The 21,037-nt window shown below is 68.7% G+C and carries 19 protein-coding genes; 15 read left to right on the forward strand and 4 right to left on the reverse strand.

Features of this window, described 5'->3' with window-relative positions:
- Nucleotides 1-34 precede the first annotated feature (34 nt).
- The gene (locus tag IFU30_RS03370; protein WP_192004311.1) at nucleotides 35-1,504 is read left to right on the forward strand and encodes an MFS transporter; all 1,470 of its coding nucleotides are present in this window, start codon (nucleotides 35-37) and stop codon (nucleotides 1,502-1,504) included.
- The gene (locus IFU30_RS03375; RefSeq protein ID WP_137242552.1) at nucleotides 1,497-2,501 is read left to right on the forward strand and encodes an alpha/beta hydrolase; all 1,005 of its coding nucleotides are present in this window, start codon (nucleotides 1,497-1,499) and stop codon (nucleotides 2,499-2,501) included. Before IFU30_RS03370 ends, IFU30_RS03375 begins: the two co-directional genes overlap by 8 nt.
- On the opposite strand, the gene IFU30_RS03380 is transcribed toward IFU30_RS03375, so the two are convergent.
- Nucleotides 2,496-3,317, reverse strand: a complete 822-nt coding sequence (locus tag IFU30_RS03380) for a sulfite exporter TauE/SafE family protein (protein ID WP_124768410.1) — start codon at nucleotides 3,315-3,317, stop codon at nucleotides 2,496-2,498. The genes IFU30_RS03375 and IFU30_RS03380 overlap by 6 nt on opposite strands.
- A gap of 107 nt (nucleotides 3,318-3,424) precedes the next feature.
- On the opposite strand from IFU30_RS03380, the gene IFU30_RS03385 reads away from it, so the two are divergent.
- The 3 genes from IFU30_RS03385 to IFU30_RS03395 all read left to right on the forward strand — a co-directional run bounded on the left by IFU30_RS03385 (nucleotide 3,425) and on the right by IFU30_RS03395 (nucleotide 4,596).
- The gene (locus IFU30_RS03385; protein ID WP_079704757.1) at nucleotides 3,425-3,706 is read left to right on the forward strand and encodes an ArsR/SmtB family transcription factor; all 282 of its coding nucleotides are present in this window, start codon (nucleotides 3,425-3,427) and stop codon (nucleotides 3,704-3,706) included.
- Between the two features lie 113 nt (nucleotides 3,707-3,819).
- Complete coding sequence (locus IFU30_RS20275) at nucleotides 3,820-4,116, forward strand: hypothetical protein (RefSeq protein ID WP_192004312.1); 297 nt, start codon at nucleotides 3,820-3,822, stop codon at nucleotides 4,114-4,116.
- Nucleotides 4,117-4,299: 183 nt separating this feature from the next.
- Nucleotides 4,300-4,596, forward strand: a complete 297-nt coding sequence (locus tag IFU30_RS03395) for a hypothetical protein (protein ID WP_249404629.1) — start codon at nucleotides 4,300-4,302, stop codon at nucleotides 4,594-4,596.
- Between the two features lie 79 nt (nucleotides 4,597-4,675).
- On the opposite strand, the gene IFU30_RS03400 is transcribed toward IFU30_RS03395, so the two are convergent.
- The gene (locus IFU30_RS03400; protein WP_192004313.1) at nucleotides 4,676-5,308 is read right to left on the reverse strand and encodes an NAD(P)-dependent oxidoreductase; all 633 of its coding nucleotides are present in this window, start codon (nucleotides 5,306-5,308) and stop codon (nucleotides 4,676-4,678) included.
- Between the two features lie 26 nt (nucleotides 5,309-5,334).
- On the reverse strand, nucleotides 5,335-6,000 hold the full coding sequence (locus IFU30_RS03405; protein WP_192004314.1) for an SDR family NAD(P)-dependent oxidoreductase: 666 nt from the start codon (nucleotides 5,998-6,000) through the stop codon (nucleotides 5,335-5,337).
- Between the two features lie 120 nt (nucleotides 6,001-6,120).
- Between IFU30_RS03405 and IFU30_RS03410 the strand changes: the two genes are divergently transcribed.
- Nucleotides 6,121-6,684 carry a TetR/AcrR family transcriptional regulator gene (locus tag IFU30_RS03410; protein ID WP_159877231.1) on the forward strand — a complete coding sequence of 188 codons (564 nt, stop codon included), beginning with the start codon at nucleotides 6,121-6,123 and terminating at the stop codon, nucleotides 6,682-6,684.
- A gap of 246 nt (nucleotides 6,685-6,930) precedes the next feature.
- Nucleotides 6,931-7,938: a glycosyl hydrolase gene (locus tag IFU30_RS03415; RefSeq protein WP_192004315.1), complete on the forward strand. Its 1,008-nt coding sequence runs from the start codon at nucleotides 6,931-6,933 to the stop codon at nucleotides 7,936-7,938.
- A 104-nt stretch (nucleotides 7,939-8,042) separates the two neighbouring features.
- On the opposite strand, the gene IFU30_RS03420 is transcribed toward IFU30_RS03415, so the two are convergent.
- The gene (locus tag IFU30_RS03420) at nucleotides 8,043-9,311 is read right to left on the reverse strand and encodes an ROK family transcriptional regulator (RefSeq protein WP_240773515.1); all 1,269 of its coding nucleotides are present in this window, start codon (nucleotides 9,309-9,311) and stop codon (nucleotides 8,043-8,045) included.
- A 29-nt stretch (nucleotides 9,312-9,340) separates the two neighbouring features.
- Here IFU30_RS03420 and IFU30_RS03425 point away from each other — a divergent pair, with 29 nt between their 5' ends.
- The 8 genes from IFU30_RS03425 (at nucleotide 9,341) to manA (ending at nucleotide 21,037) form a co-directional block, all read left to right on the forward strand.
- Complete coding sequence (locus IFU30_RS03425) at nucleotides 9,341-10,210, forward strand: LacI family DNA-binding transcriptional regulator (protein WP_192004316.1); 870 nt, start codon at nucleotides 9,341-9,343, stop codon at nucleotides 10,208-10,210.
- 154 nt (nucleotides 10,211-10,364) lie between these two features.
- Nucleotides 10,365-11,663, forward strand: coding sequence for an ABC transporter substrate-binding protein (locus IFU30_RS03430; protein ID WP_192004317.1), 1,299 nt, complete (start codon nucleotides 10,365-10,367; stop codon nucleotides 11,661-11,663).
- Between the two features lie 82 nt (nucleotides 11,664-11,745).
- Nucleotides 11,746-12,705: a carbohydrate ABC transporter permease gene (locus tag IFU30_RS03435; protein ID WP_085512119.1), complete on the forward strand. Its 960-nt coding sequence runs from the start codon at nucleotides 11,746-11,748 to the stop codon at nucleotides 12,703-12,705.
- Nucleotides 12,702-13,622 carry a carbohydrate ABC transporter permease gene (locus tag IFU30_RS03440; RefSeq protein WP_412458824.1) on the forward strand — a complete coding sequence of 307 codons (921 nt, stop codon included), beginning with the start codon at nucleotides 12,702-12,704 and terminating at the stop codon, nucleotides 13,620-13,622. Before IFU30_RS03435 ends, IFU30_RS03440 begins: the two co-directional genes overlap by 4 nt.
- The gene (locus IFU30_RS03445) at nucleotides 13,619-16,105 is read left to right on the forward strand and encodes a glycoside hydrolase family 2 protein (RefSeq protein WP_342450797.1); all 2,487 of its coding nucleotides are present in this window, start codon (nucleotides 13,619-13,621) and stop codon (nucleotides 16,103-16,105) included. The genes IFU30_RS03440 and IFU30_RS03445 overlap by 4 nt, the downstream gene beginning before the upstream one ends.
- An 11-nt stretch (nucleotides 16,106-16,116) precedes the next feature.
- Nucleotides 16,117-17,115: an ROK family protein gene (locus IFU30_RS03450; RefSeq protein WP_192004318.1), complete on the forward strand. Its 999-nt coding sequence runs from the start codon at nucleotides 16,117-16,119 to the stop codon at nucleotides 17,113-17,115.
- Nucleotides 17,112-19,832, forward strand: a complete 2,721-nt coding sequence (locus tag IFU30_RS03455) for a CIA30 family protein (protein WP_192004319.1) — start codon at nucleotides 17,112-17,114, stop codon at nucleotides 19,830-19,832. The genes IFU30_RS03450 and IFU30_RS03455 overlap by 4 nt, the downstream gene beginning before the upstream one ends.
- Entirely contained in the window at nucleotides 19,832-21,037 is a 1,206-nt protein-coding gene (gene manA / locus IFU30_RS03460) for a mannose-6-phosphate isomerase, class I (protein WP_197977369.1), read from the forward strand. The genes IFU30_RS03455 and manA overlap by 1 nt, the downstream gene beginning before the upstream one ends.

Consider the following 21,037-nt stretch of genomic DNA (forward strand, 5'->3'; position numbering starts at 1 on the left):
GGAGTCGCCACTTCTTCATCGAAGGAGTGCGCCCATGCTCGAACCCTCAACCTCCACGGCTGTCGAAGACTCGCCGCCACGCCTCCGCGACGCGTGGGTCGCGCTGGCCGGCCTCTCGGGCGTGTTCCTGTTCGAGATGCTCGACAACTCCGTCCTGAACGTCGCGCTCCCGACCATCGGCCGTGACCTCACCGCTTCAACCGCGTCACTGCAGTGGGTGTCGGGCGCGTACTCGGTCACGTTCGGCGGACTGATGTTGCTCTTCGGTGCGGTCGCCGACCGGTTCGGTCGGCGTCGGGTCATGCTCGTCGGTCTGACGCTGCTCGCCGTCGTCAGCGTCTTGACCGTGTTCGTGGGCTCGGTGGAGCAGTTGATCGCCGTACGCGCCCTGATGGGCGTCGCCGCGGCGATGACGACTCCGGGATCGATGGCTTTGGCGTTCCGCCTGTTCGACCGGGACGACCTGCGTGTCCGCGCGCTGACGGTCATCTCGACCGCTGGGCTGGTCGGCCTCGCCGCCGGGCCGACGATCGGCGGCTTCGTGCTCGCCGTGGCGCCGTGGCAGGTGCTCATCGTCGCCAACGCCCCGATCGCGGTGATCGCCTGGATCGGGATCCGCGCCGGGATCGGTGCCGACGAGTGGTCGCACCTTCACCGAGACCGGATCGATGTGCTCGGCGCTGCGCTCGGGACCGCGACCGTCGTCGGCGTCCTCTTCACCCCGACCCTGTTCGTCGCCGGCACCGACGTCCCTGCGGCCTGGGGCGCGGCTGCGGCAACGGTGACCGCCGCGATCGGCTTCGTCGTCAGGGAGCGCACCGCCCGCCACCCGTTGCTGGATCTTCGTCTCGTGGCTCAGCCGCTCGTGGCCTCCGGCTTGGCGTACAAGGCCGCCGCCGGGCTGGCGATGGCCGGCTTGTCGTACCTGGCGACCCTGCAGCTGCAGTTCGCCTGGGGGTGGCCGCCGGCCTTGGCCGCTGTCGCGATGCTCCCGCAGGTCGTGGTGCTCTTGGCGAGCGGTCGCTTCGTCGGCCCGTTCGTGCACCGCGTGGGACTCGATCGTGCGGCATGGATGAGCGCCGCCGCGGTCGTCTCGGGGCTCGCCGTGTTCGCGCTGCTGAGCCGGTTCGGCTACCCGTGGGTGCTCGTCGCACTCATCCTCGTCGCCGCCGGGATGCGGGTGGTCGGAGCCGTCGCCGGCAACAACGTCCTTCGCGGGCTTCCCGCGGACCGCACGTCCATCGGTGCGGCCCTGGTCGACACCGCGAGCGAGATCGCCACCGCTGTCGGGATCGCCGCGACCGGGACGATCCTCGCTGCGGTCGTCGGCGGCGGCATCACGACCGAGTACTTCACCCCGGCCCTCGTCGCGTCGTTCCAGCAAGCGATCCTCATTGCGGGATCGACCATCGCCGTCCTCGCTGCAGCCCTCGTGGCTGTCGGTGTCCTCCGTTCACATCACGTCCCATCTCAGCCCGCAACCCAGGAGCCATCCCATGTCTGACCTCATGCCCCGTCCCCCGTTCGATCCCGAACTCACCCCCTTCCTCGCCGCGCTCGAGGCGCGCGGGCCGTTCAGGCTGACGACCGAGATGCTGCCGCGGATGCGCGGCCTCGACACGACCGAGGAGGCCCTCGACGAACGGCTGCGCTCGCGCGGGTTCGAGCGGCGCTCCCTCACGGTGCCCGGCCATCTCGGGGATCCGATCACGCTCGCTGTCGTCCAGCGGATCGGGCGCTCCGGCGCGACGACGGCGGTCTATACGATCCATGGCGGAGGGATGATGTTCGGTCACCACCTCGGCAACCTCGAGTCCTACGACGACTGGCTCCTGAACGACCACGACGTCGTGCTCATCAGCGTCGACTACCGCCTCGCCCCCGAGTACCCCGACCCGTACCCGGTCGAGGACTGCTACGCCGGACTCGTCTGGGTCGCGGAGCACGCGGATGAACTCGGTATCGACCCGGACCGCATCGTGATCGCCGGGCAGAGCGCTGGCGGCGGGCTCGCGGCCGGCACCGCCCTGCTCGCCCGGGACCGCCGTGGGCCGGCCCTCTTCGGGCAGATCCTCGTCTCGCCGATGCTCGACGATCGGGATGCCACCGTGTCGACGATGCAGATCGACGGGGTCGGGGTCGCAGATCGGCAGATGACCCGGTTCGGCTGGGAGGCCTATCTCGGACACCGTCGCGCCGGTGAGGACGTTTCCATCTCCGCCGCGCCGGCGCGGGCGACCGATCTCACCGGGCTTCCGCGCACCTACCTCGACTGTGGCAGCGCCGAGGTGTTCCGTGACGAGACGGTCGCCTTTGCCAGTGCGATGTGGGCTGCGGGTGGCGACGCGGAACTGCACGTCTGGCCGGGGGCGTTCCACGGCTTCACGAGCATGGTGCCGAGAGCCGCCATCTCGCGGGCCGCCATCGCGGCCCTGGCCGACTGGACGAGGCGACTGCTCGGAACACCCGCCGGCGAGGTCGCTCTGCCGGGTGCATCATGAACCGGTGAACTGCACCACGGTGTCCCAGGCCAGCTTCACGATGAGGATGGACAGGGTCACCAGGAACACGATCCGCACGAAGCCGCTTCCGCGTTTCGTCGCCATACGGGCGCCGATGAACCCGCCGGTGATGTTCATCACGGCCATGGCGAGACCGAGCGCGAGCAGGACTTCGCCGTGCACCCCGTACACGACGAGGGCGGCGAGGTTCGTGGTGAGGTTGGCGATCTTCGCGTTGACGCTGGCTTGCAGGAAGCCGTAGCCGAGTACGCCGACGATGAGGATGACGAAGAACGAACCCGTTCCCGGTCCGAGGATGCCGTCGTAGAAGCCCACCAGCAGCCCGATCAACGCCGCCCGCCAGGCGACGGCGGTGGCGCGGTCATGGCGGGGTTCGTGGTGCAGGCCCATGGTCGGCTTGAAGAGGGTGTACAGCGCCACAGCGATCACGGCCACGAGCACGATGGGCGTCAACACGTCGCGAGGGACGTACCGCGAGAGGGCGGCACCGACGGTCGACCCGGCGTAGGCCCCGGCGACGAGGGGCACCAGGAGCACGAACTGCACCCTGATCTTGCGCAGGTACACCCAGCTCGCCGACAGGGTGCCGAAGAACGATGACAGCTTGTTCGTACCCAGGATGAAGGGGGTCGCGACATCGCTCGGTACGGCGATGACGAGCGCGGGCAACTGGATGAGTCCGCCGCCACCGACGACCGCGTCGACCCAGCCGGCCACTCCCGCCGCGACGAGGAGGAGGACGAGCGCGGCCACCGAGACGGGGAGCCATTCGGCGATCAGCGGTCCATCGAGCACAGTCGCCCAGCCTAATCGTCAGAGTGATGATCCATCGGGCGGACGTCGAACGGAGCCTTCGAGGATTCAGGCGATCCTGATGCATTCACATCTGCTTATATGTATAGATGAACGAGGATCTCGAACCCGCTGCCGAGTTGTTCAAGGCCCTGTCCTCCTCCTCGCGGTTGCGGTTGCTGCGCATCCTGGCCGCCGGCACGTCCACGGTCGGTCAGCTCGCCGAGCAGAGTCAGTTGTCGCAGCCGTTGGTCTCGCAGCATCTGCGGACGCTGCGATCAGCCGGCCTGGTCTCGGTGCAGCGGATCGGCCGAGAGGCGCACTACGACGTCGCTGACGTGCACGTCTCGCACATCGTCGACGACGCCGTGCAGCACGCACTCGAGGGATAGCGAGAACCACTATCAATTAGCTGCATGTATTGCAATTCGCTTATGAATGAGATGTACTGATGACGCGTCGCCGCCCGTCGCGACACCCGATCCATTCCCCCCGAAAGGCAATCATGAGCACGACTGAGATCCACGCCGCGCACTCCGTCACCGAGCACGAGCACGGTGCCGATTGCGGCCACGAGGCCGTGCAGCACGACGATCACACCGACTACGTGCACGGCACGCACCACCACGCTCTGCACGACGGTCACTACGACGAGCACGAGAGCGTCGCCGAGCACACCGTCGCCGACCACGAGCACGGTGCGGCGTGCGGTCACGACGCCGTCGACCACGACGGTCACGTCGACTACGTTCACGACGGCCACCAGCACGCGGCGCACGGCGAGCACTACGACGAGCACTGATCGCTCGTCGTCGTACGGCGCACGAGGGGGCTGGCTTTCGAGTCGGCCCCCTCGTGCTGTTGGTGGGCTGGCGTTCGGTCAATCATCCGTCAGTCGTTGTTCCTCGGCGGCCGTTACGCTCGCTGCATGGAACCGGACTGGATCGAACATCGGCGCTCAGAGGATCGAGAGCGACTGGGGTGGATGAAGCCTGTCGGTGAGGGGTTCGTCGTCATCGACCTCCTGGGCCGTCAGCGAACCGATGCGCTGGACTGGTTCCATGCCGAGGAGGCGCTCGACGAGATCGGCATGGGCTATCTCGCCGACCCGCACGAGCTTCGTCTGGAGGACGGCTCCTGGTTGCGGGTTCGTATCGCCGAGGTCTCGACCGCCGGGATTCGGGTGAAGAAGGATGACTGGGGCGACATGACCGCCACGCAGCTCTACTACGAGGTGTCCTTCCCCGTGACCGAGGACCAGCTGCGACCACTGCCTCGCTGAGCGGCGTGGTGGCCCGCACGCTCCGGGCCACCACTGCCCGATGTCGGGATCGCCGACGGCGGGGCATGGAGCAGCGTTGTCAGTTGCTGATCCGGAGCTCCTGCTGGGCGTATCGCAGGTCATCGGCCTGGGCGAGCATGAACCGGGCGAGGTCGGTGCGAGCGATGCGCAAGCGGACCCGGTCGCCGGATCCGCTCGCGGTGCGCACCCTGACCGTTCCCGTTCCGCGCTTGTCGTGAGGCATCGTGACGACCACGGTCGTCCAGTCGCGATCAGAGCCGCGAATGGCCTCGCCCACCTCGGTGGACTCGGGCCCCAGCCTGAGCAGGCTGTAGCTCGCTCTGCTCACTGCCCGCATCAGCGGGCTGCGGGGGATCAGAATGCTCGGCCCCCAACTGAAGACGAGTCGGCGGACCCCGTGCGTGCGCATCGCGGCCACGATGTTGCGCGTTCCGGCAGCGACGGGCATGTCCTTGGATCCACCGACGATCTGGGGGGTCAGGGTGGCGAGGACGGCGTCGGCACCGCGGACGACGTCCTCAACGGCGACCGCGTCGGTCAGCTCGCCCTGCACGACCCGCAGTCGGTCGTGGCGCAGGTCGAGCTTCGCCGGATTGCGGATGAAGGCCACCACGTCATGCCCGTTGGCGAGTGCCTGTTCGACCAGGTGGATACCGGTGCGGCCGGTGGCGCCGAAGATGGTCAGCTTCATGATGTCTCCCTCGCGAAGCCTGCGGGTCAGCCGTTGTAGGCGACGTAGTGCAGCTCGGCCTGCTGACGCTCGTCGTGCAACTGCGCCAGGGCCTCCGCGATGACCTCGGGCTCGGCGTCGGGGTGGCCGCCTCCGATGAGTGCGGTGATGCCCAGGTGTGCGACGTAGACGCCCTTCGGTTGCAGTGCGTTGTGCAGGTTGAGGGCCCAGTTGCGAAGTCCCGCTGCGGCGATGTTCACGTTGCCGAGGAAGGGCATGGGGCTGATGGATCCGCCGCCGGTCGTGATGAGGACGGTCCCCTTGCCTGCTGCGATCATGTCCGGCAGCACTGCCCCGACGGCGGCGAGCGCGCCCCCGAGATAGAAGTCGATCTGTGGTTGCAGGTTCTCCGTCGTCACCTCGAGGACGTCGACGGGCGTGAGGGACGGGTCTGCGGGCGAGAACTCGAGCACGTCGATCGGGCCGAGCGTGTCCGTGATCGAACGCAGGGCGGCGGTGACGGTGTCCGGTTGGCTCACATCGGCAGCGAACCCGTGAGCGGTGATGCCTTCGCCCGCGAGGGTCTGGGCGAGCGAGTCGAGCTTGGACTGCGTTCGTGCGACCAGCGCGACGTCGAAGCCCCTGCGTCCGAAGGCGCGGGCGATCTCGAGGCCGAGGCCTGGGCCGGCTCCGATGATGGTGATGAGCGGCATGATGTGTCCTTTCGAATCCCACGGGTTCGTGGGGCGTTGCGTCGTTGAGCTAAGTTGAGGGTGTCCTCAAACAAGCTCGAGCATAACTTGAGACCACCCTCAATATCCATAGGAGCCGGCATGACCGCGGAACGGAGTCTGCGTCGCGATGCTCAGTCGAACGTCGAGAAACTGCACGCGGCGGCGCTGGCGGTGTTCTCGGATCGAGGTCTGTCCGCTCCGTTGGAGGACATCGCGAAAGCAGCCGGGGTGAGCATCGGCACGCTCTACAACCGAGTGGGGTCGCGCGATCAGTTGATCGATGCCGTCATCCCCGCGGTCGTGGGGGAGAAGCTCCTTGCGGTCAAAGAATGGACCATGGCGGAGCCGACTCCGCGAGCGCGGCTGGAGAGGTTCGTCACCTGCATGATCGACCTGCAGCTCAGCGATCCGGCCCTCAACGACGCGATGCTCCGGCGGTTCCCCGACGCAACGGCGCTCATCAACGCCTGCGATCGGTCAACGGCCTTGGGGGCGGAACTCATCGAGGATGCGCACGCCGCCGGTGTCCTCTCCCAGGACTTCACGACCGAAGACCTCATGGCGGTGTTGTGGATGGCGGGCACGGCGAGTCACGACCCGAGAGCGCCTTCCGGATGGCGACGACTCGTCGAGCGTGGTGTCGCTGCCGCCTGGATCGAGTAGATCCGGCGGCTGACGGTCGCCGTCACCAGCGCGACGCTCACGGGTCCGTGCGGCTGCAGCTGGGCGCCGGGGTGGCGGCCTCAGCTCTCGACCTCCGCCTGCGGGCGCTCGTGGACCTCGTCATCGTTGTGCTGACCTGATGACAACTTTGATTAATTAGTCATGAAAGTTCTTGACCTCTGAAGGAAGACAGGGGAGCCTGTTGGGACCGCCGCTTCAACGAGGAAGCGCGGGGAGGAGACGATGATGAAATCACATGTTCGTGCCGGACGACTGGCGCTCGCCACCGCGCTCGTGCTCGGCTTGGCAGGAGCGGCGGTCGGGCAACCGGCACCCGCTGAGGCGTTCCCGGCCAAGACGAAAGCGTCGGTGATCCAGTACCTCCGTTCGATCACCGGCTCGAACGTCGTGTCGGGCCAGCACAACAAGGAGCCCGCGAGTGCGCCGGGCCAGTACACCCAGCAAGTGAAGGAAATCACCGGTCAGTATCCCGGTCTCTGGGGCGGTGACCTGATGTTCCGAGCGCAGGACGCGGCCAACCGTCAGCGAGTGATCGATCAGGCGAAGACCGAGTGGGCGAACGGTTCGCTCGTCGCGTTGACGTGGCATGCATGCTCACCGACCGGCCCCTCGACCTGTGAGTTCGACGGCGGTGTCAAGACGCAGATCACCAACGCGCAGTTCACGCAGATCGTCACGGGCGGCACCGCTCTCAACACCACCTGGCGGCAGCGGATGGCCGAGGTCGTCCCATATCTGCGGCAGCTCAAGGACGCCGGAGTCCCGGTCCTCTTCCGGCCCTTCCATGAGATGAACGAGACCTGGAACTGGTGGGGCGGCCGATCGGGAGCGAACGGCGGGGCGAAGATCTTCCAGCAGATGCGTGACTACTTCGACTCACAGGGGCTCGACAACCTCATCTGGGTGTGGAACGTGCAGGACAACCCGGCGGGAGGGTGGGCGAACTACTACCCGGGGAACTCCTACGTCGACGTGGTCTCACTCGACGTCTGGTACAAGAACTATCCGAGCGCGGCCGACTACCAGCAGATGCAGACGATCGCCGGTACGAAGCCGATCGCGATCGCGGAGTTGGGGAAGGCGCCGGATGCGAACCTCCTGCAGTCGCAGACGCGTTGGTCGTACTTCATGATCTGGTCGGAGCAACTGCGTGGCAACAACTCCAATGCCGAGATCCAGAACGCGTACTTCCATCCGCGGGTGTTCAATCAGGGCGAAGTGGTCCTGCCGTAGGCGGGATGCCGTGACCTCGTCGGTCCGCGCCCGCGACGATGGCGCGGCCGTCGGGGCGACCTCCTGAACGAGCTGGGAGGCTGGGCCGTCGTCGAACCGGCGACTCAGCGTGTGAGCGCCGGCCCGTGTCCCGGGGCGATCGTGCCTTGTAGGACCAGCGACGCGGCGCCGATCGCTGCCGCGTCGCGCGGGTTGGCGGAGAGCTCGACCACGATCGGGTGGGCCCGCCGGGCGAAGAACCGCTGCTCGAGACGTTCGCGGATCGCACGGGCGTAGAGCGAACCGGCCACCGCCATGCCAGGGCCGGCGAGGACGAGCCGATCGAGGTCGAGCAGGTTCGCGAGTGTCACCGTGGCCGCGGCGACCCGGTCGGCCGAGTTCTGGATCAGGTCGAGCGCCACGTCATGGCCGCTGACGGCGGCTCGGGCGAGCTGGTCGAAGTCGCGGCTGAGCGTCTCCGGTGCGAAGCCGAGCCCGAGTCCGTCGAGGCGATCCCGCGAGGCCTCAGCCGCCGCCATCACGGCTGCCGGTGCCGCGTAGCGCTCCAGGCATCCGCGGTTGCCGCAGTGGCAGGGGACGCCGTCGACCTCGATGCTGATGTGACCCAGCTCACCGGCGTTGGAGCTCGAACCACGATAGAGCGCACCGCCCAGCACCATTCCTGCGCCGATCCCGGTGCCCATGTAGACGCATGCGAAGGACTCCGTGCGCGACACCTGGCGACTCCAGAACTCACCGACCGCGGCGGCGGCGGCGTCGTTGTCGACGACCACCGGAACGTCGAGGCTCTCCTGCAACGCCTGCTGCAGGGGGAAGTCGTCCCAGCGTACGAGCGTGGGCGGACCGAGGAGGACACCGCCGAGTTGGGCGATCGGGCCGGGGGCGACGACGGCGACGCCCGCGATCGACGGGGCCGCGAGCCCGACGCCGGCGACGAAGTCGCGGTAGAGCGTGACGAGTCGGTCGGTCACCTGCTCCGGCGTGGCCGAGCCTGCGCCGTCGACGAGCTGTCGGCCGACGACGCCGCCGCGGACGTCGGTGGCGACGAGCGTGATCGACTCGAATCCGAGCTGGATCCCGACGGCGTACTTGGCGCTCGCGTTGATCTCGAGGAGGGTCCGCGGCTTGCCGCCGCGGGGCGCGGCCCGACCGGTCTCGCGGACGAGTCCGTCCTCGATGAGGCGGCGGACGATGTTGGAGATCGACGGCTGGGTCAGACCCGTCGCCTCGGTGAGCTCGGTGCGGCTGATGGTGCCGGCCGAGCGGATGAGGTCGACGATGAGCGCCTGGCTGCCGGGACCCGACTGCACGGACTCACGTCTGGCCAACTGTCCCTCCCGGCGATCTTCGAGCGCGTAGTGTGAGGGCCACACGACCACTCCTCACGAAAGGCCGCGTCCCGATGGGTCTCGATGCCGAACAGACTATCGCGCAGCCCCGGCCGATCGGCCTCACGCTGTTCCGGGCCTCGGAGATCTACGGCGCGGAGCCGTTCTACCACGAGCTCATCGCCGGCATCGATCGCGTCGTCCGCCCGCACGGCCTGTCCGTGTTGCTCCGCGTGCTGCCGACGCGGGAGGAGGAGCTGCTGCAGCTCGGGCGCTGGCAGCAGGACGGAACGGTGAGCGCCGTCATCCTCGTGGACCTCATCGACGACGACGAGCGGGTGGCCTTCGTCGAGCGGTCCGCGATCCCGGCGATCGTGATCGGCGCTCCGACGACGGCTCAGGGGCTCCCGGCGGTCTGGACCAACGACGCGGTCACGATGCACGAGGCCGTCGACCACCTCGTCTCGCTCGGGCACCGGCGTCTCGCGCACGTCACGGGTCCGCGCGAGCTCACCCACACGCTGTCCCGGATGGAGGCGTTCACCCTCGCCTCCGACCTGCCCGACGTGGACACGGTCTCGATCGGCGGCGATTACTCGCGGACGTCCGGCTACCAGGCCATGCAGACGCTGCTCGCCCGAGAGCCCAGACCGACGGCGGTCGTCTTCGACAGCGACGTGATGGCGCTCGGCGGGCTGCAGGCGGTGCAGGAGGCCGGGTTGCGGGTGCCCGACGACCTGTCGATCGTGGCGTGGGACGATTCGGCGCAATGCCAGCTGTCGGACCCGCCGATGTCGGCGCTCAGCCACGACGTGCAACGCATCGGCGAGATGGCGGGCGAGGAGCTGCTCGAGCTGTTGGCGGGTCGCCCAGGTGCCACACGGGAAGCGCCGCACGCCGTGGTCATCGAGCGCTCCACCTCGGGTCCCGTCCCCGTCGTTTGAGGTTTCGAGGGCGCGAGTGGGGTGGATTCCCTGTGATCGATTTGTTATATAAATTAATAATGTTTAGTCTTGACGCGCGTGAGACGGCAGACGATGCTGGACAGCGAGCGACGAGGCGACCCGGCCCTTCGCCCCCATGAACGAAGGAGTTCCCATGTCCCGGAGACCGATCATCGGCCTCGCCGCAACGGCTGCGGCCGCGGCACTCGTCCTCAGCGGCTGCTCCGGTGGAGCGGCCAACGACGACGGCGACCCGAGCGGCGAGATCACCGTCCTCACGAACCGCACCGACCTCGTCGACACCACCTTCAAGGACTACGCGACCGAGTTCGAGAAGCAGTACCCCGGCACCACCGTCAAGTTCGAGGCTCTGACCGACTACGAGGGCGATGCCAAGATCCGGCTCAACTCGAAGGACTACGGCGACGTGCTCCTCATCCCCTCGTCGAACGTCACCAAGGACCAGTACGCGAACTTCTTCGAGCCGCTCGGCAGCACCGAGGAGCAGTCCAAGACCTACCGCTTCGCGAACGAGGCCTCCTTCGACGGCACGGCCTACGGCGTCTCGACCTTCGGTTCCGCCATGGGCTACGTCTTCAACCGCGACGTGTGGACCAAAGCCGGGATCACCGAGCCTCCGGCCACTGAGGAGGAGTACCTCGCCGCACTCGAGAAGGTCAAGGCGAACGGCTCGATCCCGTACTACACGAACTACAAGGACGGCTGGCCGCTCGCGACGCTCGAGGGCAACCTCGGTGCGGTGCAGGGCCCGAAGGTCCGCACCGAGATGATCGCGACCGACAGTCCCTGGACCGAGGGCAACGACCAGTACAACATCGACGGTCTCCTCTTCGACACCGTCGCGGCCGGCCTGAGCGAGCCGGACCCCACCACCACCAACTGGGAGGAGTCGAAGAACCTCCTCGCCTCCGGTGAGATCAGCTCGATGGTGCTCGGCTCCTGGGCCGTCTCGCAGATGCAGGACGCGGCGGAGAAGGCCGGCGAGTCCCGCGACGTGATCGGCTTCTGGCCGATGCCGTGGAAGACCGACGAGGGCTTCACCTCCGTCACCGCCTCGGACAAGTTCCTGGCGGTGAGCAAGTACTCGAAGAACAAGGCGACCGCGAAGGCCTGGATCGACTGGTTCACGAACGAGTCCGGATTCGCCGCGAGCCAGGGAGCCATCAGCCCCGTCATCAGCGACCCGGCGCCGGACACGCTGGCCGACTTCTCCGACCTCGGCGTCACCTACCTGGAGCTCGCTCCGGACCCGGTGGGCAAGGAGGCCGTGATCAACGACATCGCGAACGCCGCTGAGATCGACCTCTTCGGCAACACCTACCGCCAGAAGCTCATCGACATCGCCCGCGGCGCAGCCGACGGCGACAAGGAGAGCGCCTTCGCCGACCTCAACGAGCGCTGGGCGGCCGCCCGCGCGGACGTCGCCGAGTAGCACCCATCCGATCGACACCCGGGCCCGTCCCCACGGCGGGCCCGGGTGTCCTCCACCCCGCGCAGCGAAGAAGGCAACCAGCATGGTCACAGTCCAGGGAGCGTCACCCGCCACCCGAGCGGTGGTGACGAACCATCCACGCCCGCCGCGCACCCTGCGCCCGGGCAGACCCCCGAAGGCCACCGGGTCGCGCGTCACCCCCTGGCTCTTCCTCGTGGTGCCGCTCGCCTTCCTGATCGTGCTCACCTACGTGCCGGTCGCGAACATGTTCTGGTACAGCCTCACCTCGTGGGACGGACTCGAACCTGAGCAGGAGTTCGTCGGCATCGACAACTTCGTGCAGATCTTCACGAAGCCGGAGATCTTCCAGGTCTTCTTCGTGAGCCTGTACTACCTCGTCGGAGCCGTCGCCCAGCTCGTCCTGGCGCTGTACCTCGCCACGCTGTTGAGCTTCCGCACCCGCTTCAAGAACCTCTTCAAGGGCGTCATCTTCTTCCCCTACCTCATCAACGGGGTCGCGATCGGGCTGGTCTTCCTCTACTTCCTCCGCCCAGGCGGCACCCTCGACGCCCTCCTCGCGGCGGTCGGCGTGCAGGACACCCCGCAGTGGCTCGGCGACCCCTCGTTCGTGAACGCCTCCCTCGCCGCCACGTCCGTCTGGCGGTACATGGGCCTCAACTTCGTCCTGTTCCTCGGTGCGATCCAGTCGGTCCCGTCCGAGCAGTACGAGGCCGCGGACCTCGACGGCGCCAACTCGTGGCACAAGTTCCGCTTCATCATCCTGCCGAGCATCCGGCGCATCCTCGGCCTCTCGTTCATCCTGGCCATCGCCGGAGCACTGTCCGCCTTCGAGATGCCGTACGTCATGACCGGCGGTGCCAACGGCTCGGAGACCTTCGTGATCCAGACGGTGAACACGGCCTTCAAGTTCTCGAAGGTGGGCTTGGCGTCCGCGATGGCCGTCGTCCTGCTGCTGATCGTCCTGATCATCACCTTCGTCCAACGCCGGGTCTTCCCCGACGAGAAGGGAGGCGAATCGTGACCGCCACCGCCGACCGACCGGTCTCCGCTGCCACGCCCGAGCCCGGACGCGCGCTGCGACGGACGCGCCGCGGGCCGAAGCGCCCACAGGGTGCCGCCGCCCTCACCGCGACGACGATCAAGTACGCCTCGCTCATCATCGCGAGCCTCTTCGCCGTCGTCCCGCTCGCCACGATCTTCATGCTCGCGTTCAAGACCGACCGCGAACAGCGGACGACCGGTCCCCTCACCCCGCCGTCGAACTGGTTCAACTTCGACAACTTCGTCGTCGCCTTCGACCAGGGCGGCATGGTCACCGGATTCCTCAACACCGCGATCATCCTGCTCGTGTCCGTCGCCGGGACCATCCTGATCGGCACCATGTCGGCCTACGCACTCGACCGGTTCCGCTTCCGCGGACGGAAGCTCGTCATGGGCCTGTTCCTCCTGGCGACGCTCGTGCCGTCGGTCACGACCCAGGTGGCCACGTTCCAGGTGGTGTCCGCACTCGAGCTGTTCAACACCCGTGGCGCCGCGATCCTGCTCTTCATGGGGACCGACATCGTCGCGATCTACATCTTCCTGCAGTTCATGCAGTCGATCCCCGTCTCCCTCGACGAGGCCGCGATGCTCGACGGCGCGAACCGCTTCACGATCTACTGGCGCATCATCCTCCCGCTACTGAAGCCCGCTGTTGCGACGGTGGTCATCATCAAGGGCATCGCCATCTACAACGAGTTCTACATCCCCTTCCTGTACATGCCGTCGCAGGACCTGGGGGTGATCTCCACCTCGCTGTTCCGGTTCATGGGACCGTTCGGCGCCCAGTGGCAGATCATCGCGGCCGGGACGATCCTCGTGATCATCCCGACGCTCGTCGCCTTCCTCTTCCTGCAGCGATACATCTACAACGGCCTGACCTCTGGAGCAACCAAGTGAGCATCATCGACACCGCCACCGTCCGTCCCCTGACCACCCGCCTCCTGCACGAGGGGTGGAGTCTGCGTGCGGTCGGTGGCGCGATCCCCGAGGCCTTCGTCGGGACGAGCGTGCCCGCGACGGTGCCCGGCCTCGTGCACACGGACCTCCTCGACGCCGGGCTCATCCCCGACCCCTTCCTCGACCGCAACGAGCACCTCGTGACGTGGATCGGATCGACGGACTGGGAGTACCGCACCACCTTCACGTGGGAGCCGGACGGCCACGAGCGGCACGACCTCGTGTTCGAGGGACTCGACACCGTGGCGACGGTGACCGTGAACGGCTCGGTCGTCGCGACCACGCGGAACCAGCACCGCACGTACCGCATCGACGTCGGTGCCGTCCTGCGCGAGGGTGAGAACGAGCTCGTCGTCCACTTCGCCTCTCCCGTCGCCGCGGCGGACCTGGCCAGCCTCGAGATCGGCTACCGCCCCCACACCTACTCCCACCCGTTCAACGCCATCCGCAAGGCCGCGTGCAACTTCGGCTGGGACTGGGGACTGGACGCCGCTTCGTCAGGGCTCTGGAAGCCCGTGAGCCTGCAGTCGTGGTCGACGGCCCGGCTCGCCTCGGTGCGTCCGGTCGTGACCGTCGACGGCGGCGAGGGCCGGGTCGCCGTGCACGTCGACGTGGAACGCGCCGGCGACGGTGACGCGCCCCTCGCGCTCACAGCGACGGTCGCCGATGCGAGCACTGATGTCGTCCTCGCGGCCGGTGCCGACACCGCCGTGGTCGAGCTCACCGTCGCGGATGCCGAACTGTGGTGGCCGCGCGGGTACGGCGAGCAGCCACTGTACGACCTCGACGTCGTGCTCAGGCGGGACGAGGCACGCCTCGGCGAGTGGTCGAAGCGGATCGGGTTCCGGACCGTCGCCGTCGAACTCGAACCCGACGCGGAGGGCACCTCGTTCCGCTTCGTCGTGAACGGCGAGGCCGTCTGGGTGCGAGGCGCCAACTGGATCCCCGATGACGCCTTCGTGACCCGCGTGGATCGCGCACGGCTCGCGCGCCGGATGGACCAGGCCGAGTTTGCGAACCTCAACCTGCTCCGTATCTGGGGCGGCGGCTACTACGAGTCCGACGACTTCTACGAGCTCTGCGACGAGCGCGGGATCATGGTCTGGCAGGACTTCCTCTTCGCCTGCGCGGCTTATGCCGAGGAGGAGCCGCTGTGGAGCGAGGTCGAGGCGGAGGCGCGCGACAACATCACGCGCATCATGCCGCACGCGAGCCTCGTGCTGTGGAACGGCAACAACGAGAACATCTGGGGCTTCGAGGAGTGGGGCTGGGAGAAGCGTGTCCAGGGCCGCACGTGGGGCATGGGCTACTACCTCGATCTGCTGCCACGGCTCGTCGCCGAGCTCGACCCGGCCGGCAACTACACCGCGGGCAGCCCATGGTCGGGAACGCCGGACATCCCGGCCAACGATCCGGACCACGGATCAGTGCACCTCTGGGAGCTGTGGAACCGCGTCGACTACCCCGCCTACCGCGACGTCTCGCCGCGCTTCGTGGCCGAGTTCGGTTGGCAGGGGCCGGCGACGTGGTCGACGATCGATCGAGCCATCTCGGACTCCCCGCTCACGCCGGAGTCGCCCGGCATGATCCACCACCAGAAGGCGACGGACGGGAACGACAAACTGACCGACGGACTCGTCGCGCACCTGCCGCTGCCGGACGACACCGAGGACTGGCACTGGGCGATGTCGCTCAACCAGGCCAACGCCGTGACCGTCGCGATCGAGCACTTCCGGTCGTGGAGCCCACGCTGCATGGGGTCGATCGTCTGGCAGCTAAACGACTGCTGGCCAGTCACGTCCTGGGCGGCCGTCGACGGCGACGAGCGCGCGAAGCCGCTGCTCTACGCCTTGCGACACGTCTACGCCGACCGGCTCGTGACCGTGCAGCCGCGAGGGGAGTCCCTCGTGGTCGCCGTGCTCAACGACGGCCCGGACGCCTGGGCGGACGACCTCGTCATCCGGCGCCTCCGGTTCGACGGGACCGAACTCGCCTCGGTGCGCGTCCCGGTCGACCTGGACCGACGCTCCTCGACGCTCGTCGAGATCCCCGAAGCGGTCGCGGTCGCGGGCTCGGCACCCGATGAAGTGCTCGTCGCCACAGTCGGGGCGGAACGCGGCTTCTGGTCCTTCGCCGAGGCACGTGATTCGACGATCCCCGCCCCTCGGTTCAGCGCCGAGGTCGCCCGCCAGGAGGACGGTTACGCCGTGACCATCACGGCCGAGTCCTTCCTTCGCGACCTCACGCTGCTCGTCGACAAGCTGGACCCGGCCGCCGTCGTCGACGACCAGCTCGTGACCCTCCTGCCGGAAGAGCGCGTGACGTTCCACGTGCGGACCGAGGTGGAACTCGGCGAGGACGAGCTCCTGTCGACCCGGGTCGTGCGCACCGCGAACCAGCTGGTCGAGGACTGGGCACGGTGACCCTGGCGGACATGACCGCGGAGCGGGATCCGTCGGGGTCGGTCGCGCTCGCGGTCGACCTCGGCGGCACCAAAGTGGAGGCCGCGCTCGTCACGGCCGAGGGCGTCGTGGTCGACGGCAGCGCGCATCGGGCGCCGACGGGGCCCGATGCAGGGCGCCGTGCACTGGAAGACGCCGTCGACCGAGTGGTCCTCGCCTCGATCGCGCACCTGCCAGACGGTTCCGCGCTCGTCGGCGTCGGCATCGGTTCGGCGGGTCCCGTCGACCTCGGCCGCGGCACCGTGAGCCCGAAGAACCTCCCGCGACTGCACGGCTTCGACCTCCGGACACACGTCGCGCGGCTGTTACCGGACGCCCCGGTGGTGGTCCGTCTCGACGGGACCTGCATCGCGCTCGCGGAGCACTGGCTCGGAGCGACCCGCGGCACCGAGAACTCGATGGCGATGATCGTCTCGACCGGTGTCGGCGGCGGGATCATCCTGCACGGGCGGTTGATCGCCGGCCGGAGCGGCAACGCCGGCCACATCGGTCAGGTGCAGATCGCCTCGCGCGTACCTGGAGAGTCCGCCGACGACGCGACGCTCGAGCGCATCGCCTCCGGACCACGGAGCGTCGCCTGGGCGCGGGCCCACGGCTGGGACGGCCGCACCGGCGAGGAGCTCGCCGTCGACGCCTCGGCGGGGGATCCCGTCGCGCGGTCCGCCGTCGTCCGTTCGGCCACCGCGGTCGGACAGGCGATCGCGAGTGCCGCGACCCTGCTCGACCTGGAGGCGGTCGCCGTCGGCGGCGGGTTCACCGCCGTCAGCACCGACTATCTCGACCTCGTCCGTGCCGCGGTGCAGGACGCCATCGTCCTCGACTACGCGGCCGGCGTCGTCGTGACCGGTTCCGCTCTCGACGGCGCGGGTCCGATCCTCGGCGCCGCAGCACTCATCCACCGACCGGAGGCACTCGGCCTCCCACCGCTCGACCCGATGCACCATCCCAGACGAAGGAGCCTGGCACGATGAATCGCACCCCCGACCCCCGCCCATCGCACCGCGACACGAGCGGCCGCCTCGCCGCCGGCATGCTCGCGGCGGCCGTCACCGCCGCACTGCTCCCGGCGCTCGCGGCGCCGGCAGCTGCAGCCCCGGCCGACTGGACCTCGCTCAACACCTCGTTCGTCGAGCGTGACGGCTCCCGCCTCGTGCTCGACGGCGAGACCTTCCGCTTCAGCGGTCCGAACATCTACTGGCTCGGTCTGGACGAGAACGTGGGCGGGGTCGACTACCCGACTGCGTTCCGCATCGCTGACACCCTCGATGCGGCGGCCAGGATGGGTTCGACCGTCGTGCGGACGCACATGATGACCTCGACGGGCCAGGACGGTGCGAACCCCCTGGCGATCATGCCGGCCCTCGGGCAGATGAACGACGAGGGGTTCGCGACGATCGACTTCGCCGTCGCGTACGCCGGCAAGCTCGGCATCCGGCTGGTGCTCCCGCTCACCGACGAGTGGGAGTACTACCACGGCGGGCATCGCGACTTCACGACCCCGTACGGGCTGACGTCGGCCGACTTCTACACCGACGAGCGGCCGATCGCCGCGTACCAGGCCTACGTCGACGCGATCCTGCAGCGGACGAACGCGCTCACCGGCGTCCGGTACACCGAGGACCCGACGATCATGGCGTGGGAGCTCGGGAACGAGTTGGAGGGGATGACCGCGCCGTGGATCGACCGGCAGGTCGCGTTCATCAAGGAACGCGCCCCGCAGCAGCTCGTCGCGGCCGGTCGTCGATTCGACATCGACCCGGACACGCTCTCGGCGCCGGGGCTCGACATCGTCGATGTGCACTACTACCCGCCCACCGCCGCACGCGTGTCCGCGGACGCGGCCACGGTCACCGCCGCGGGCAAGGTCTACATGGCCGGCGAGTACGCCTCCACTGCTGCGAGCCCGGCGTTGCTCGAACCGCTCGTCGCCGACCCGAACGTGACCGGCATGCTGTTCTGGTCGCTGTTCGGCAACAGCGACCGTCGTGGGCTCGTCCCGCACGACGACGGGTTCACGATCCATGCACCCGGTGCGACCGATGCCGAGCGCGCCCGGGTCTCCGCGATCACCGCCTATGCCGCTGCGATCGGTCCCGTGCCGGCTGCTCCCGCCGTCGGGACACCGCTCATCACAGCGGTCGACCGCGCGGACGGCATCAACACCGTCCGATGGCGCGGGGCCGGCGGCGCGGTCTCGTACCGGCTCGAACGCTCGCTCGACGGGACCTCCTGGACCGCGGTCGACATCGGCGCGCTCCGGGCCGATGCCGGGTCCGCGACGGACTTCGCCTCGCCGACGGGAGCGGTCTACCGCGTCGTCGCGATCGACGGGGCCGGGGCCGACGCGGCGCTGTCGGACCCGGTCATGACCGAGACCGACACCCGCGTGCTCGTGGACCCGCTCGAGTCCTGGCTGCTCACCGAGGCGCACGACGGCGCAGCGATCGCGCCAGGCGCGGACGGGACGAGTGTGGTCGCCGCCTCCGATGGAGCCAGCGTCACCTGGAAGCAGGACCGACTCTCGGCGGCGTCGTTCATCGTCTCCGGATCGGTCGTGGTCGAGTCCAGCGCTGACGGTTCAGCCTGGGTGACCGCCGCGGCCGAGGTCGGACCCGACGGCACGGTGGCCGCGCGCGATCTGGTGGGGCCGTACCTCAGGGTGACGCTCGCCGCCGGCGCGACCGTGTCGCGGGCCACCATCTGGTCGGCGGTGGACGCTCCGAGCGGGCCGCCGGCGGCGTTCGCATCCGTCTCACCGGCGCCCGGCACCGTCGATGTGACCGCGACGCCGACCTTCACCTGGGAGTCGGCGGCCGGTGCGGCCTACTACCGCTTCACGCTCGCCGCGCAGGCCGACCTCGGAAACCCGGTCGTCGTCGTCGACGGCGTCGGAACCCCCTCGGTCACCCCGACGGTCTCCCTCACGCCGGGACAGCGGTACTGGTGGTCGGTCACCGCGGTCAACGGAGCCGGGACGACCGCCTCGAGCACGGGAGCGGCGGACTTCCTCATGAAGGCGCTGCCGAGCGAACCGCTCGTCGTCGAGGACTTCGAGTCGTACGCCGATGACGCCGCCTTGCAGGCCGCCTACGTGCGGAACACCGGGGGCGGCGCCGTGACACCGACGCTCACGCCGAACCCCGACACCGGCACGAACGCGATGTCGGCCGCGTACGACCTCGCCGGTCCCGGCTATGCCGGCGTCGTCCGCACCTTCCAGACACCGCAGGACTGGTGGGGCTACACCGGGCTCCAGCTCTGGGTGCAGGGGACACCGGGCGACGATGTCACCGTCCAGTTCGTGACGAGTGGGACGTACTGGGAGACGGTCGCGCCCATCGAGGGCGAGGGTTGGCAGCTGATCGAGATCCCGTTCTCGGCCTTCGCACCACCGGCCTGGGCCGGCGAGGCGGCGTTCGACCCGACCTCCGTCACCCAGATCGGGTTCTACCTCGGTGGTGAAGGAGCCGGCACCCTGCTGGTCGACGACGTCGTCACGACGGTCGCGGCGGTGGAGCCGGAACCGGGCACAGGACAGCCGGGTGGGTCTGACGGCGCTGACCCGGTGGCGCCGACGGACGACCTCGCCAGCACCGGCCTGGACGCCACGCCCTGGATCGTCGGCGCGTTCGCGCTGCTCGCGACGGGTGGTCTGCTGCTGGTCCGCGGTCGACGGCGGGCTCTCTGATGGCGCTGCACCGCATCACCAGCGACCCCAAGCGGTACGCCTGGGGGTCGACGACGGCCATCCCGGAGCTGCTGGGGGTGCCCGCCGACGGTTCGCCCCAGGCGGAGCTCTGGCTCGGGGCACACCCTGGCAGCGTGACCGAGTTCGTCGAGCCGGGTCACGGTCGTCCCGACAGCCTCAACGACTGGATCGCGTCGGACCCCGACGCGGCTCTCGGTGGGCGCTCCAGGATGCCGTTCCTGGTGAAGCTGTTGGCCGCCGCGAGGCCGCTCTCCCTCCAGGTCCACCCCACGCCCGACCGGGCCAGGGCGGGGTTCGCGGACGAGGACCGCCGCGGCGTGCCGCTGGATGCACCGCATCGGAACTACAAGGACGCCTGGCACAAGCCGGAGATCATCGTCGCCCTGCAGGACGGCTTCCGCGCCCTCTGCGGATTCCGGGCGGTCGAGGAGTCGCGCGCAATCCTCCTGCACCTGTCCGCCTACGTCGAGGGGCCGGACCGGATGGTGCTCGAGGCGTTCGAGGCGGAGCTACGTGACACCGGTCTGGAACCGACGGTGCGAGCGGTGCTCGAACGACGGACGCCCGGCGTGGTCGCCGCCCTGGTGACGGCCGCCGGTGTCGGCACCGGCAGCGGAGCGGTCCCGGACGCCGACCGTCGATCGCGCTGGTCGGCCGAGCGCGAGCTCATCCTGCAGCTCGCCGAAGAGTACCCGGGGGACCCCGGCATCGTCGTCGCGGCGCTCCTCAACCTCGTGACGCTGCGGGAGGGTGAGGCGTTGTTCCTGCCCGCGGGCAACATCCACGCCTACCTCTCCGGCTTCGGGGTCGAGGTCATGGCCTCGAGTGACAACGTGCTTCGCGGCGGACTGACGCCGAAACACGTCGACGTTCCGGAGCTTCTCGCGGTTCTCGATTTCGAACCGTCGCCGGTCCCGTTCGTCGAGCCGATCGTGCGAACCGGCGGTGGGGTCATGTACCCGGTGCCGGTCGACGATTTCCGGCTCGTTCGGATCGATCCCGGGACGGCGACCGACCTTGCTCGCGGCCAGGCGGCGGTGATCCTCGTGACCGGTGGTACGGCGCGGGTGGAACAGGGTGCGGACACCGTCGTGCTCGAGTGCGGGACAGCGGTGTTCGTCTCTCCGGGGCCGGAGCCGGTGACGGTGTCCACGGACGGTCGGGTCTTCGTCGCCACCGGCTGA

Source organism: Plantibacter sp. CFBP 8798, from assembly GCF_014841195.1.
Lineage (GTDB): Bacteria > Actinomycetota > Actinomycetes > Actinomycetales > Microbacteriaceae > Plantibacter > Plantibacter auratus.